Origin of the sequence: Vibrio sp. 1F263, from assembly GCF_041439035.1 — a bacterium.
Taxonomy (GTDB): domain Bacteria; phylum Pseudomonadota; class Gammaproteobacteria; order Enterobacterales; family Vibrionaceae; genus Vibrio; species Vibrio tasmaniensis_A.
Genome location: NZ_JBGONI010000002.1, coordinates 3,344 through 17,259, shown reverse-complemented (window position 1 = coordinate 17,259; position 13,916 = coordinate 3,344). Strand labels below are relative to the sequence as shown.

The window sequence follows — 13,916 nt, the reverse complement described above, 5'->3', positions numbered from 1 at the left end:
AATAAAGTAAAAATACAGTAAGTATCATTTGTTTGGGTTAAATTAGATAATTGTGTACTTATTGTCATCACTGGGCGTGTGGAGGGAACTATACTGGACTCATACCTAATAAGAGGAACTATCATGAAACTCATCATCAAATCAGTATTAGCAATTAGTATTTTGGCGGCAGGCTCTGCTCAAGCGTTCGAATTAATCAGCAACGATATTCAAGAAGGTCACCCAATGGCGAAGACCTTTGAATACTTAAGTTGGGGTTGTGACGGCGGTAACCTATCACCACAATTGATGTGGAAAGATGTTCCAGCAGGAACCAAAAGCTTTGCAATCACGGCTTATGATCCAGATGCTCCGACTGAAAGTGGTTTCTGGCACTGGGTCGCGTTTGATATTCCAGCAACAGTGAGCGAGCTACCTCGTGGTGTCGATGTCTCTAAAGTGGGTGGCAAAGAAGGCCGCATAGATTATGGAACGGTAGGTTTCGGTGGCGCTTGTCCTCCAGAAAAAGATGGTATGCACCGTTATCAATTCACGGTTTGGGCATTACCAACGGACAAACTTAACCTAGACGAAAACACGCCGTCGGCAGTGGTTGGATTCACGTTGAACAGCATGGCTTTAGACAAAGCGAAACTGACGGCAACTTATACACGTTAATAGCTTATGTACGTTAAAAGCTTATACACGTACATAATAAGCAAATAAGCAAATAAGCAAATAAGCAAATAAGGGGATGAGATGAATCAATATCAAGTGACGATCTTTCGTGCAGAGCAGTTACAAAAACTGCGTAATGTGAGGATTCTATCCCCTAGTATTATTCAGATCATTACAGGCAGTAAGCGCCTGTTTTGGAAAGACTCAGCGGCAGAACTCTCACATTCTGAGCTGCTGTTGTGTGAGGCATCAGCGTCATTGAGTTTTGAGAACATGCCCCACAAAGGACGTTTCCTTTCGCGTGTATTCAGTTTTCATTTCCAACCGACGCAAGCAATGCTCGATCTGAGTGAGGATCGAGCAATTGAACTGGATTTACCCACCGTGGAGGCAGATCGAGGTTTGCAAGATTCTCTCAATGCGTTGTTTTCGTTTGATCGTCAGAGCATGAGTGAACAAACCCAACAATTTTGGTTGCAGGGTTTGTATCAGCAATTAGCCGAGAAGGGCGTGTTGCATCGATTGTTTATTAGCTCAAACGTTTCGTTTAGCCAGAAACTTAGCCACTACCTTTCGCATTCACCGGACGAGAAACATCCGTTAGAGTCGGTAGCAGAGCGCTTTGCGATGAGTCGCGCCACGCTTATCCGAAAGCTCAAACTGGAAGGTATGCAATATCGTGAGGTGTTGGCTGAAGTTCGGTTGAGTCACGCACTTTATCTGATGCAAAACGGACAGCAGAATGTGGCGATGTTGGCTCAGTCTTGCGGTTACCAATCGGAAGGACGTTTTAGTCAGCGCTTTAAAGGAAAATTTGGTTTATCGCCTAGTGAATACATCAAGACAGTGGTGAGCAATTAAGTCGCAAGGCGTATCGAGCAAAGCAAGCCTAGTTAATTACAGGTCATTGAATAATGGTATAAATACCGTTTTAATAGGTTCAAAACCAAATGTTTGTACGAGCGCAGATTGCTGAGTACCAGAGATGATGGCGCTATACCAGAGAAGGTCACCCATGACTGATTTGAACCCAAAAAGTGAATTAAATATAGAGAAGATCACCAACGATTTCCCGTTGTTAAGACAACTTATAGCGCTAGAAGAAGTGAGTTGGTTTAACCCAAACATCACGACGTTAGAGCAAGGTTTGCCCTATGTGGGATTAAGTGAAGAGGACATTCAAGATGCAAGCGTCCGATTACAAAGGTTTGCCCCTTATCTGGCGAAGGCATTCCCTGAAACACAAGCGACCAATGGCATCATCGAGTCTGAGCTTGTTGACATTCCATCTATGAAATCAGTATTGCAAGCGCATTATCAGCAGCCTATCAAAGGGCGTTTGATGATGAAAAAAGACAGTCACTTGCCGATTTCAGGTTCAATCAAAGCCCGTGGTGGCATTTATGAAGTACTAACGCATGCCGAGAAGCTTTCCATTAAAGCTGGGTTACTGTGTGAGAGCGATGACTACAGTAAGTTGCTCGAACCTGAATTTCGTAACTTCTTCCAACAATACAGCATTGCGGTAGGATCTACGGGTAACTTAGGCATGTCGATTGGCATCATGAGTGCCAAGTTAGGCTTTACAGTGTCGGTTCACATGCCTGCTGATGCGAGAGCGTGGAAGAAAAACAAACTGCGTGAGCATGGTGTCAACGTCGTTGAGTATGAACAAGATTATGGTGTTGCGGTAGAGCAAGGGCGCAAAGAAGCAGAACAAGATTCACGATGCTTTTTCATTGATGATGAAAACTCTCAAACTCTATTTCTTGGTTACTCGGTGGCAGGACAAAGGCTCAAACAGCAATTTGATCAGCAACAGATTGTCGTCGACAAAGAACACCCACTGTTCGTTTACTTGCCATGTGGAGTCGGTGGCGGCACCGGTGGTGTGGCATTTGGCTTGAAGATGGCTTTTGGTGACCATGTACACTGTATTTTTGCTGAGCCGACCCATTCGCCTTGTATGTTGTTGGGTGTCCATACCGGCTTGCATGACGAAATCGCAGTCCAAGATCTCGGTATTGATAATCTAACCGCAGCAGACGGCTTGGCGGTGGGTCGGGCTTCAGGTTTTGTGGGGCGCGCGATGGAGCGTTTACTTGATGGTTATTACACATTAACCGATGAACGCATGTACCAATTGTTAGGCGAACTGAACCAAGCAGAGAGCATTCAACTTGAGCCTTCTGCACTAGCAGGTATGCCGGGTGCGATTCATGTTGAACAAAATAGTGAATACCTTACTCGTCTAGAAATTGATGAGTCGACGCTAGCGAATGCAACACACCTTGTGTGGGCGACAGGCGGAGGCATGGTGCCACCACAAGAAATGGCAGCCTACTTAGCGAAGTCATCGGCTTAACCCTGAATCTTTTATCGTTTAATTGTTTGTAAATATCAGTTGTTGCAAATATAAGCTGCTAAAAAGATAAGTCATGATAGAAGAGTGTTGTTTATAGCTTGAACACACTCTTTCTCACCTCTAAATCCCACCGTAATTCAAACAATAATTTGCGCAGATCGTTATCCAAAACACACATTTTATAAATTAAGCTTCTTAGATGTTCTAACTATCAGTTAGGTTGAGTGGCATTCAACTTGATAGGGATTGAGCAATGCAGACGGACAAAGTGATACAGACAAGACATATAAACACACCAGAAAAATTACTACAGCGTTTAGATGCGATTGGGGAGTCTTTGGAAGCATCGGGTAAGGCTCATGCTTTACTGGGATTGGGCTCGGTAGGTATTGAAACAGAACGACTTGATCAGTATTCAGATGTCGATTTTTTCGCGATAGTACAAACGGGGCATAAGCAGTATTTCTTAGACAGCTTGCATTGGCTCTCAGACATTCACCCAATCGACTACGCGGTGAGAAATACCGTCGATGGCTATAAAGTCCTGTACGCTGACGGAATCTTTTGCGAATTTGCGGTGTTTGAATCCCACGAGTTAGCGCATATTCCATTTGCTGAAGGGCGCATTGTTTGGCAGCAACCTGAATTTGATACTCAGTGCTGTATCCCACCAGTAAAAGGGGAGGCAGATACTAACTCCGAAGAGTGGATCATTGGTGAGGCTCTAACCAATCTTTATGTCGGCATGTCTCGTTATAATCGAGGCGAAAAGCTGTCGGGCAGTCGGTTCGTTCAATCTTACGCACTTGATCGTTTGATCGATCTTGTGGATCAAACTGAGCATTCTGAGCCTGAATTTGTTGATGAATTTATGTCGGATAGAAGGCTAGAAGCACGCTTTCCTAAGTTTGCTCAATTGCTACCAACCTTTACCCAAGGTTACGAGCGCACGGCTGAATCGGCACTTGCCCAACTAGCGTTCCTCAACACCCACTTCACAGTTAACCAAGCCATGTGTGACCGAATCACTGAACTGTGTTCCAGTAAAGATTAAGCCTATAACCTGTTAATCTTAAGACCTATTTTCTTGGTGCGCGTAAATAACAGTTGTCGCTCGTCTGTATTGTTGATAGGTTTTAACCATGAAATTTAATTCTGCTTCAACTTCAATTTTCTTTTGGTGGTGCTCTCAATAGAGCAGCACGGAATACTTACATTCTTTAGCTGCTGGACGGTAGCTAAGAATGTCATCAAAAATGTCGCCTCTTTTTATCTCCAGTAGCCTTTTTAACTTGGAGATACACCATGAATACCAACTCAAACAGCCATACCGACAGCAATAATATTGGCAGTAAGAACAATACCAACAAGCCTGAAATCATTCTGACTGGCGATAGAGCTACTGGGCCTTTGCATTTGGGTCATTACGTCGGTTCACTTAAACAAAGAGTATCTTTGCAGCATATTCACGACCAAACGATATTGGTCGCTGACATGCAAGGGCTTACCGACAACGCCCATAATCCTTCGAAGGTTTCTTCCAACATTCTTAATGTGGTCGCTGATTATCTTGCGGTGGGTATTGACCCGACCAAGACCACGATTTGTCTGCAATCACAGTTGCCGGTGTTAGCTGAGCTCACCATGTTCTACAGCAATCTTGTTTCTATCGCTCGCTTAGAACGGAATCCAACGGTCAAAAGCGAAATTCAGAACAAAGAGTTTGGACGTTCAATTCCAGCAGGCTTCCTCACTTATCCCATCTCTCAGGCGGCAGACATCACCGCTTTCAACGCGACTTTAGTGCCTGTCGGTGATGATCAACTGCCGATGTTAGAACAAACCAATGAGATTGTAAGAAAGGTTAACTCGCTCGCTGGCAAACCAATCTTGAATGAATGCAGACCGCTTCTCAGTAATGCATCTCGTCTGCCTAGTACTGATGGTAAAAGTAAGATGTCTAAATCGATGGGCAACGCCATTAATTTGGGTGCAACAGAGAAAGAGATCAGAGCTGCAGTCAAATCCATGTATACCGATCCAAATCATCTACGAATTGAAGAGCCAGGCAAGGTAGAAGGCAATATCGTGTTCACTTATCTTGATGCTTTTCACACAGACGCTAACTATGTCAGTCAACTAAAAGAGCATTACCAAAGAGGTGGGCTAGGCGATGGACAAACTAAGAAAGTGTTGGAAGAGTGCCTGCAAGAGATGCTTCGTCCCATTCGTGAAAGAAGAGCTGAGTTACTGGATGATAAAGCGCAGCTCATCGATATTTTGCGAAATGGTAGCGAAGTCTCTAGGGAAAGGACGCAAAAGGTACTGTTCGATGTAAAAGGCGTCTTTGGTCTGAATATTATCTAGCACTGGCTGTATGTAAATAAAGTCAATTAATTTGAATGATGATTACGGTTGATTTATAAAATGGATTTCGGTGAATGGAAATGAGGTTGTATGGCAACGCGTAATCTCAAACTCCAGCTTTCAGTTATGGTAATTAAATGAAAATTAACGTTTTATTCTCTGTCTTATTTTCGGCTTTGGTTTTAATGTCTGGCTGTTCAGATGTGGTTAGCGATGAGTACTCGACTTATGCGCAAGCCAAACAAGAGCGATTGTTCGACAGAGGTTGGTTACCCGACATTCTGCCTAAATCTACCGTGAAGATTGAAGTGAATAATGATCTGGATGCGAATACTTCAGAAGGAAGCTTTATCATTAACGAGCCAGCATTGTCTGAATTTATTGGGAAGTTAAAGCCGACTGAATCAGCCAATCAATTTCAGTTTGTGGATGGCGAGAATGTTTGGGTGTTCAAGATTGGTGATGATAGTGTAGTTTCCTACACGCTCAGTAAGCGCGAAGGCTAAGTTAAGTAATTCCAACCTACATTTCTGTTATGAGTTATGTGGGTTGTCGAATGACATTGTTCACCTAACTGTGCCTAGTCACCGCCAATAAGCCCTTATCACTCTCAATTACAGGCAAGTAATGATGGAAATCAGTCATTTAGATCATTTGGTATTAACCGTGAAAGATTTACAAGTTACGGTCGATTTTTACCAACGGGTACTTGGAATGAAGCCTATCGAATTTGGCGAGGGCAGGTTGGCGTTGTCATTTGGGACGCAGAAGATCAATTTACACCTCAGTGGTAGCGAGTTCGAGCCAAAGGCAAGGCGTGTGCAGGTCGGTAGTGCGGACCTCTGCTTTATTACCAATACGCCAATTGCTGAAGTCGCCGAACATATCCAAGCGCAAGGCGTCGTGATAGAAGAGGGACCAGTACAGCGAACCGGTGCGACGGGAAAAATTGTCTCTGTTTATATTCGAGATCCTGATGGCAACCTGATTGAAGTCTCGAATTATTAGTTTTAGACCTACAATCGTACGCTTTTCTTTACTCTTCAAGTACATGACATTTCACTTTTACGCCGCTTGGTGCTGGATGTAGTTAACCAAATAAATTACAATCGAACGATGTTTTATTAATTCGTGCTTTATCACTATGATGAGAAACTTACTCATATTCATCGTTAGCCTATTTTTCTTAACAGCTTGTTCTTCAACGAGTAATAATCAGCTAGGCGACAATACATTGAGCAACGAAGACGCAATGTCGAAAAGCTTGGAAGAAGAGAGCAATATCGATGTTGCAATTGATACAAGTGCTGAGACCAACGTTGAATCTTCCCATGAATCGTTCGTTAATCATCAACCAATAACTGATCATGAATCAAACTCAAACCTTGATTCAAATAATGACACGATAACTCACGCCAATGCAGAGCCAGAATCAGTGGAACCTTCTCAAGTAGCAGCGACAGATACAACTCAAAGCGATGCTAAGAGTGGCGGTGAAAAAGGCATCGGAAGCTATTTTATTCGTCATAACCAACCGACTAAGACCGTGATTAAATCACTAGAGGGCGTGACAGATGCATTAAATGTCATGACGTTTGGGATATTTGCCACCGGTAATGGTTAAACCGTTAACCAAGAACGCCAACCTAATAGATAGAATGAAACGATGAAGGCGAGCCCAGTGGTTCGCCTTTTTGATCTTACAAACGTTGTCATCGTTGCATTTTATATGCATTGATCGCTTATCAAGCCGCTAAGTCAGGGGACAGTTAACAAAGTAGGAAATTACTCGTTCTGTAAGGGAGTAGCCGTATTTACTGTGTTTGACTTGTTCTATACATCAGGGGTTCTAATACTCATCCGAAAGTAAGCAATGAAATCTAATCTTACAAAGACAACTCTTATATTCATATGTGAGCATAGTAAGATGTTTGCTGTTAGGTCAGGTTAGGTTTAGTTATCAATATTCTAGGGAAGAAATATGAAAAACAAGAGTGTGTTTTTAAGCGTCGCGATGGTGATGTTATCTGCTCAAGCAAATGCATCTAACGCGAACCATGAGTCTGTATCAGATGGTGTTATCGCAGAACAAAGAGCGAAGCTTTCTGAAAACACCCAAGGGCAAGGTTTTGGCCCGCAAGCCCCACGAGATTTGGGTTCATTGAAAGGAACAAATACCAGACTGTTTTCGGATGCCCCTGATTCAACAGCAATGAACTTATGTAATATTCACTTCCATAAGAACGCTGAGCACAAAGGCGGCGAGTTTACTCAATACGCTGGCAATGGTGATGGGAAGGGCTTCCAGAGTGGTTTTAAATACACAGGTAAGTTGAGTTCAGCTGAGCTGAAACCATTTAAGGGCAAGGTTTGTCCGAGCGATTATGGTTCTTTGCATTCGGGGGACACCATTGAAGTTCACTATGTTTATTCAACGGCGCAAGTCGAACCGGGCGAAACACTGGGCGCTTGTTTTAACGACGCGATTAACAATCCACAATTGCGTGTTGAAACTCAAGTCTATGTATTAGTTAATGACGACAAAGCTCTCGACTTTGAAGCATTAGCGAAACACTCTAAAGTCAACGGTTTAAACCAAGCACCAAATATTCCACAAAATACGGGGTCAGCGATTCAATACGCAGGCTCTACAACAGGCCCTGGTTACAATGAACAAGGTTCGCCTTTCCAAGTCACATGGAGCGTTAGACCACAAGTCGCGAAAGTAAATATCGCAACAGTGGGTAGCTGGTGTGAAGGTAATGACTTTAACGAAGACCACGCCCACGGTGTAAGAAATATAGTCGTAAACCCAGAGTTACTGTCTCCAATCGCTAACTAATCTTGCCACGTTGATTTTCGATCATTGTTTTCGAAGGCGAGCCTCTAGGTTCGCCTTTTTTGTGCCTTAACGAAAAACACTTTGGTGACTGGTGACTGGTTGAAGTTGAAGTTGAAGTTGAAGTTGAAGTTTGGGGTTGGGGCTGGGCCTAGGTCTAAGCGTAGTGGGGAAATTACGTGTGACACTTATTCAAAACATGAGTTGTGTTAAACGCGCTTAGTCAAAAACGTTCTTTACCCGAATCGAAGCTTCATGATACGTTCATGATCAATTATGTTGGGTTATAGATAAGGACAGTCTAATGTCACTAGAAGGTGCGATTACATTCTTTATTGCCATGTTTATATTTGGTATTACTCCGGGGCCTGGCGTATTTGCCATTTTAGCTCGAGGCATGGTTAATGGTTGGCGAAAGTGCATCACTCTCTCGTTAGGGATGATATGCAGTGATCTTATCTATCTTGCACTTGCCTGTTTCGGTCTAGCAACGATCGCCGAGAATTGGTCGATTGCGTTTGAGGTGATTCGCTACGTCGGTGCAGCTTATTTGATTTACTTGGGCTACAAGATGTTTAAGAGCCTGCCTGAAGTGCAAGGCTCAGCGGAACTTGCGGCCAAACAGAGTCAGAAATCCGAACTCGCGAGTTTCGCGCAAGGCTTTTTGATTTCAGCTTCAAACCCTAAAGTGATTCTGTTTTATATTTCGTTCTTGCCGACTTTCATTGATCTGACTATTTTACGCTCACAAGATATCGTATTGGTTTCCGCGTTAGCATCTGTCGCTCTAATGTCTGGTTTAATGCTTATCGCTGTAGGAGCGGGCAGAATGGCAGGTTTGTTGAAAACGCCACGCGCACATAAAAGGTTAAACCAAAGTGCTGGTGGAATAATGATTGCGGCTGGCTCATATTTGGCGATAAACAGATAAACAGATAAACACAGTTCAATTTAAATAGAAAAAGCGCATTATTGCCTTGTGGCAGTAACGCGCTTTTTTGTATTTACTTTCAGGTGCGGTATTCGCTTACTAGAGCAGTGTTATCGAATTGCTGCGTTAATTGAAGGCAGTAAATCACGCTTCTTAATTACGTATCGCAAGCGAATTAACATCAGCGTAGCAGAGATACTTAAGCCCGTAAGAATACCAATCCAAAATCCTTCTTCACCCATTGCTGGAACAATGTGGTCTGTTAGCCCGAGCACCATGCCGAGTGGCAGTGCCAAGCCCCAGTATGAAGCGATGGCTAACATCATCGGGATCTTAGTATCTTTATAGCCACGCAGTGCGCCGTTAGCAGAGGTTTGCAGAGCATCACTGAATTGATACATAGCAGTAAAGGTCAACAATACCGCTGCTGTCGCACTTATTGCAGGGTCGTTAGTGTAGAGCCTAATGATCCACTCAGGGAATAACAGGAACACCGCAACCGAAAGCAACGATATGAACGCTGCAACTAAGATACCGACTTTACTGCGCTCAATTGCGCCTAGTTCGTCTTTCTCACCCAAAGCGTGACCAACACGAATCGTAATACCAAACGAGATACTCATCGGAATCACGTAAGTCAGGCTCGAAATGTTAAGTGCAATTTGCGCGGCTGCCACGTTCTCTGCACCAATACGACCAATCATCAACGCGATAACCGCAAAGATACTGCCGCACACCGCGATGTTCATGCCGATAGGTAAACCTAATCTTAGAAGGTGAAGCATCTCTTTTGCTTTTGGCTTCGCATCTGAAAAGTTGATGATGGTCTTGTAGTGGTGATGACCTTTAATGTAGGAATACAGCATTCCCGACATTAGCCAATACACTAAGCTAGTCGCCCAGCCACAGCCTACAGCGCCCATTTCAGGGAAGCCAAACTTGCCGTAGATAAGCACGTAGTTGACCGGAATATTCACCAACAAACCAACCACCGAAATGATCATCGGTACTTTGGTGTTGTTCATACCCTCACAAAAGCCATTCAAGGTGTAAAACAGGGCAATACCCGGCACACCGAAGGCTAGGGCAAACGCATAGTCGCTACCAATTGGAATGATCTCAGAGGCAACCCCAATCCACTCTAAGATCGGTTTCGCACTCACTAAGTAAGCGATGAGCAAGACGCTAGCAATTAATGCCAACCAAACCATTTGGAAGAACTCAACAGAGATACTTTGAAAGTCACGTGCGCCGCGGTGGTAAGCGACTACAGGCGTTAGCGCCATAATCACGCCACGAAGTAGCAGCAACACAGGAATCCAAAGGCTAGTACCCAGTGCAATAGCGGCGAGATCGGCAGGGCTTACTTGGCCAGCCATTGTCGTATCGACAAATCCCATCGCTTGGGTCGCTATTTGAGTCAAAATGATAGGAACCGAAAGATGCATAAGCGCACCCGATTCACGAGTAAAAGGACGAAGTTTCGTTAGCATGGAAGTTCACAACATCAATATAAATACACGAATGATGGCAGGATGGCCGGTGTGCATTTTAGGATGTGCCCCGTTGGGCGGGCGACAATATAAACACCTTACCGTATAGGGTCAAGCATTGGATTTATAGGGGCTAATTTGCTCTGGAAGAACGCTAGATTTGCATGGTGTTAGATACTGTTTCTATGTACATAACCTGATGATTTTAATGTGAATCATGCTAGATAGAAAGTTTCTATATTTGCTTGTTGAATTTCAATGTACACATCATAAGTCACTGTTATGGATGAACTAAATTTAGTACAATTGATGGCATAAGAAACTAGATAGAAAAATTCTATATTTAAATGCAGAATTTTTCTGTCTAAGAACTGTTAAATTTAATCAGGAAAACTCAGTGTCAGATGTAATTTATCACTATACAGATATTGGTGCATGCCAAAGCTTGATTGAAAACAAGCAGTTTTGGTTAAGTGCCCATTCGTTTATGAACGATGAGCAAGAGTATTACCAGGGGCTTGATATTCTAGAAAGCAAGCTAGAGTCTTACATTGGAGCCGCGGGTCAATACTCTCAAGACATTACCCAACAGCTCATTTCTCATGTTAAAGAAGTCATGATCTACTCTACATCATTCTCAAAAGAGAGTGACTTGTTATCCCAGTGGCGTAGTTATTGTCCTAAAGAGGGTGGTGTTAGTATTGGTTTTGACAAAGCCACTTTGGAAGCGACGTTGTGTGGCAGAAAAGGTCATGCAAACTTTAGATACCTGCAAGATTGTTGCTACGATGCGAAGCATACGGACTATGTGGCAGATGTTATTGCTAAGGCTACTTTACAAAATTTGGATAAAATGGGTGGAACGTTGCATGAAACCATTTTGCATGAAAATACGTTCCTAGAAATTCTAACGTTTTTAGCCAGAACAAAGAATCCATCATTTTCAGAGGAAGCTGAGGTTAGGCTGTTTTCTTATGGTCACCGTAAGTTGGATGGGATACGAACTCAACAAATAAATAAGTCGCCTTCATTACAGCTAGTTAATACAGAAAGTGTATCTTTTCGCCCCAAGCAAAGCTTTCTCATTCCGTTTCTGAAAATTGACTTTCCAATTGAAGCAATCAAAGAAATAAAAATTGGACCTTCTAATTTTCAAGGTGAATGCATGGAGGGATTGACCATGTACCTTAAGTCCAAAGGATTAGATGTTAAGGTAACGTATTCAGATATCCCATATCGTGTGATTTAAATTTAACAAACAATTTAAGAGTGATTCGGCACGCGTGGCATTTTTGCTATGCGTTGGTTTTAGTGATTTAGGTGGTATGCGGTAGCATTGGTATTGCGTGCCTCACACCTTAATTGGGCGTTATATAAATCAGCTAAGTTTATCGTATTGAAAGAAATAATTTGTTTTCACTAATTAAAAAAAGATAGTAAAAGTCCGCTTTCGATTACGCATCTAGATGAGCAAGCTCATCTTTTAGGTAAAGTATTTATAGCGGTATAAAGTGATGTTTGGATTATTCAGAAAAAAATCTCCTTTGGAGAAGCTCATTAAGCAAGACGGAATCGAGCATGCATCAGACAGGATCTCTGAAATTATCTGTGAAAAATTGGGGGCAAAGCATGTTGCGTACCAGTTCATTTTGGAAGAAGTAGAAGCTGCTAGCCAAGGTGATAGGGAAGCAATTGCTTTTGCAAGAGCTAGTGGAATCTCACCAGCACAATATAATGGAGCAATGAACCGCTCTTTTGCTGAAGTAGATGGACCGGACGGACCTCAGCAATTTCTACTTCATACATGTATGCAATTAATGTCAAATAAGACATTGATGGTTCAATTTAGAACTAAAGTTGCAGACAAAGTAATGAAGCGCTTTGGTATTGGAAAATATGAACTAGCGCATAAAGATTTTTCCCTTGATGATCTTATTGCTGAAAGTGCTAATTTGATAGTTGATACTGTCAACAAAAATGGCTTTGAAATGCTTAATAAGTCTGGTGCTATTGAGATGGTCAAAGAGACGATCTTAGGAATAAATGGTGATGTCAGTACATGTAGACATAATGTACTTGCTCTTTTAACACTAATTTCAGCCGCAAAATCAGCATTCGACGACAACGATAAAGGCTTAGCTAACTATCTCTCTCAGTGCTGCAAAGAACTAGTAGAAGCCATTTGGCAACTGCCAAATGAAGAATATAATGATCTAGAGTTTTCTCTAGTTGATTATTCGATTGAAACTATGAAGTCAATCGACCTAAGCTGACTATAGATACAAATAATTTATATAACAAAGCATTTAAGAGTGATTCCCAACGCTTGGCATTTTGGTGTCATCGTTGGGTTTTGTGTTTACGGTGGTATGGTTTAGTTTCGTGGTAGCGTTGCTCACACCTTAATGCGGCGTTAGTTTGCAAAAGTAGAAAAGCATTTTTGGTCTAAAGCTAGGTTCTGGTTTCTAGCTATTCACCTGTCAGTTTTCTAATCTCAGTATCTTTCCGGTGGCACTATATTGGAAGTGTTTGGTGTGGGGTAGTCTTCTACGGTTTCTAACTTTTCGGCTATTTCTTTTTCGCGTTTTCTTTGGCTCTGAACATTCAGCAAAAACTCAAACCAAGCACACTTGGCTGTCAGGCTTCATCGTCCGAATCCTTTGTCATACTTGGTTTCTAAACCGTGTAACTTTTGTGTTTACTTCTTCTCTATCAAGCTCGAATTGTTACTTGGATTTGAGTTTTAAACCATTCATTGTACTTATGTGTTTAAAGCCAGTAGTTTAGTCGTCAAATCAGCATCTTGGCGCTAAACTTCGGCTTCATCATGCTGGCAAACTAACAAAGTGTTAAAGACGGACTCCCAACGCTTGCGAGTTCTGGCTTCAAGTTTTAGTTTTGTGATTATGGTATGTTGTCTTGAGTTCGGTGGGCGTTGGTCACCACTTAACACGGCGTTAGATTTTATTTGAGTTCATCTATTTATTGGTGAAAAAGTGACTGAAAGTAATAAAAATTCAAAAACGATTGAGGCACTATGTTTTGATGATATGGCAAGGCAGATGCCCTCACAGGAATTGTCAGCGTTGACTAAAGCGAGTGAAGTAGCAAGGCAAATGTCGCTTTATGAGTCTTCGGCTCTAAAGCAAGCGAGTGAAGTGGCAAAGCAAATGTCGTTTTATGAGTCTTCGGCTCTAAAGCAAGCGAGCGAAGTGGCAAAGCAAATGTCGCTTTATGAGTCTTCGGCTCTAAAGCAAGCGAGCG

The 13,916-nt window shown here is 42.6% G+C and carries 14 protein-coding genes; 13 read left to right on the top strand and 1 reads right to left on the bottom strand.

The genetic code is table 11. From position 1 onward, the window contains the following. The first annotated feature begins 123 nt into the window (after nucleotides 1–123). The 10 genes from ACED25_RS01475 to ACED25_RS01430 all read left to right on the top strand — a co-directional run bounded on the left by ACED25_RS01475 (nucleotide 124) and on the right by ACED25_RS01430 (nucleotide 9,159). Nucleotides 124–657, top strand: a complete 534-nt coding sequence (locus ACED25_RS01475; RefSeq protein ID WP_371694470.1) for a YbhB/YbcL family Raf kinase inhibitor-like protein — start codon at nucleotides 124–126, stop codon at nucleotides 655–657. Between the two features lie 81 nt (nucleotides 658–738). Beyond that, the gene (locus ACED25_RS01470; RefSeq protein ID WP_009845017.1) at nucleotides 739–1,518 is read left to right on the top strand and encodes a helix-turn-helix transcriptional regulator; all 780 of its coding nucleotides are present in this window, start codon (nucleotides 739–741) and stop codon (nucleotides 1,516–1,518) included. Nucleotides 1,519–1,672: 154 nt separating this feature from the next. Beyond that, on the top strand, nucleotides 1,673–3,022 hold the full coding sequence (locus ACED25_RS01465; RefSeq protein ID WP_029223940.1) for a D-serine ammonia-lyase: 1,350 nt from the start codon (nucleotides 1,673–1,675) through the stop codon (nucleotides 3,020–3,022). Nucleotides 3,023–3,275: 253 nt separating this feature from the next. Beyond that, nucleotides 3,276–4,076, top strand: a complete 801-nt coding sequence (locus tag ACED25_RS01460; protein ID WP_017097904.1) for a hypothetical protein — start codon at nucleotides 3,276–3,278, stop codon at nucleotides 4,074–4,076. Nucleotides 4,077–4,327: 251 nt separating this feature from the next. After that, complete coding sequence (gene trpS, locus ACED25_RS01455) at nucleotides 4,328–5,389, top strand: tryptophan--tRNA ligase (protein WP_050395109.1); 1,062 nt, start codon at nucleotides 4,328–4,330, stop codon at nucleotides 5,387–5,389. A gap of 137 nt (nucleotides 5,390–5,526) precedes the next feature. Further along, a complete protein-coding gene (locus tag ACED25_RS01450; protein WP_371694469.1) occupies nucleotides 5,527–5,895 on the top strand; it encodes a hypothetical protein in 369 nt (122 codons plus the stop codon). Between the two features lie 124 nt (nucleotides 5,896–6,019). Beyond that, entirely contained in the window at nucleotides 6,020–6,397 is a 378-nt protein-coding gene (locus ACED25_RS01445; protein WP_019350994.1) for a VOC family protein, read from the top strand. 136 nt (nucleotides 6,398–6,533) lie between these two features. After that, the gene (locus tag ACED25_RS01440; RefSeq protein ID WP_371694468.1) at nucleotides 6,534–7,013 is read left to right on the top strand and encodes a hypothetical protein; all 480 of its coding nucleotides are present in this window, start codon (nucleotides 6,534–6,536) and stop codon (nucleotides 7,011–7,013) included. 357 nt (nucleotides 7,014–7,370) lie between these two features. After that, a complete protein-coding gene (locus tag ACED25_RS01435) occupies nucleotides 7,371–8,231 on the top strand; it encodes a delta-class carbonic anhydrase (RefSeq protein WP_371694467.1) in 861 nt (286 codons plus the stop codon). A gap of 301 nt (nucleotides 8,232–8,532) precedes the next feature. Next, the gene (locus ACED25_RS01430) at nucleotides 8,533–9,159 is read left to right on the top strand and encodes a LysE family translocator (RefSeq protein ID WP_108149641.1); all 627 of its coding nucleotides are present in this window, start codon (nucleotides 8,533–8,535) and stop codon (nucleotides 9,157–9,159) included. Between the two features lie 110 nt (nucleotides 9,160–9,269). Here the strand turns inward: ACED25_RS01430 and ACED25_RS01425 are convergent, their stop codons facing one another. Next, entirely contained in the window at nucleotides 9,270–10,652 is a 1,383-nt protein-coding gene (locus ACED25_RS01425) for an MATE family efflux transporter (RefSeq protein WP_371694466.1), read from the bottom strand. 397 nt (nucleotides 10,653–11,049) lie between these two features. Between ACED25_RS01425 and ACED25_RS01420 the strand changes: the two genes are divergently transcribed. From ACED25_RS01420 to ACED25_RS01410, 3 genes are all read left to right on the top strand, one after another. Beyond that, the gene (locus ACED25_RS01420; RefSeq protein ID WP_102250302.1) at nucleotides 11,050–11,901 is read left to right on the top strand and encodes a DUF2971 domain-containing protein; all 852 of its coding nucleotides are present in this window, start codon (nucleotides 11,050–11,052) and stop codon (nucleotides 11,899–11,901) included. 265 nt (nucleotides 11,902–12,166) lie between these two features. Continuing rightward, complete coding sequence (locus ACED25_RS01415; RefSeq protein ID WP_371694465.1) at nucleotides 12,167–12,925, top strand: hypothetical protein; 759 nt, start codon at nucleotides 12,167–12,169, stop codon at nucleotides 12,923–12,925. A 723-nt stretch (nucleotides 12,926–13,648) separates the two neighbouring features. After that, on the top strand, nucleotides 13,649–13,916 hold a 268-nt coding region (locus ACED25_RS01410; RefSeq protein ID WP_371694464.1), incomplete at its 3' end, for a hypothetical protein.

What these genes read in the sequence shown, in the direction of transcription:
- ACED25_RS01450 (WP_371694469.1), top strand. Translation starts at nt 5,527, where the DNA reads ATGAAAATTAACGTTTTATTCTCTGTCTTATTTTCGGCTTTGGTTTTA.
- ACED25_RS01470 (WP_009845017.1), top strand. Translation starts at nt 739, where the DNA reads ATGAATCAATATCAAGTGACGATCTTTCGTGCAGAGCAGTTACAAAAA.
- ACED25_RS01430 (WP_108149641.1), top strand. Translation starts at nt 8,533, where the DNA reads ATGTCACTAGAAGGTGCGATTACATTCTTTATTGCCATGTTTATATTT.
- ACED25_RS01415 (WP_371694465.1), top strand. Translation starts at nt 12,167, where the DNA reads ATGTTTGGATTATTCAGAAAAAAATCTCCTTTGGAGAAGCTCATTAAG.
- ACED25_RS01465 (WP_029223940.1), top strand. Translation starts at nt 1,673, where the DNA reads ATGACTGATTTGAACCCAAAAAGTGAATTAAATATAGAGAAGATCACC.
- ACED25_RS01460 (WP_017097904.1), top strand. Translation starts at nt 3,276, where the DNA reads ATGCAGACGGACAAAGTGATACAGACAAGACATATAAACACACCAGAA.
- ACED25_RS01440 (WP_371694468.1), top strand. Translation starts at nt 6,534, where the DNA reads ATGATGAGAAACTTACTCATATTCATCGTTAGCCTATTTTTCTTAACA.
- ACED25_RS01435 (WP_371694467.1), top strand. Translation starts at nt 7,371, where the DNA reads ATGAAAAACAAGAGTGTGTTTTTAAGCGTCGCGATGGTGATGTTATCT.
- ACED25_RS01445 (WP_019350994.1), top strand. Translation starts at nt 6,020, where the DNA reads ATGGAAATCAGTCATTTAGATCATTTGGTATTAACCGTGAAAGATTTA.
- trpS (WP_050395109.1), top strand. Translation starts at nt 4,328, where the DNA reads ATGAATACCAACTCAAACAGCCATACCGACAGCAATAATATTGGCAGT.
- ACED25_RS01475 (WP_371694470.1), top strand. Translation starts at nt 124, where the DNA reads ATGAAACTCATCATCAAATCAGTATTAGCAATTAGTATTTTGGCGGCA.
- ACED25_RS01425 (WP_371694466.1), bottom strand. Translation starts at nt 10,652, where the DNA reads ATGCTAACGAAACTTCGTCCTTTTACTCGTGAATCGGGTGCGCTTATG.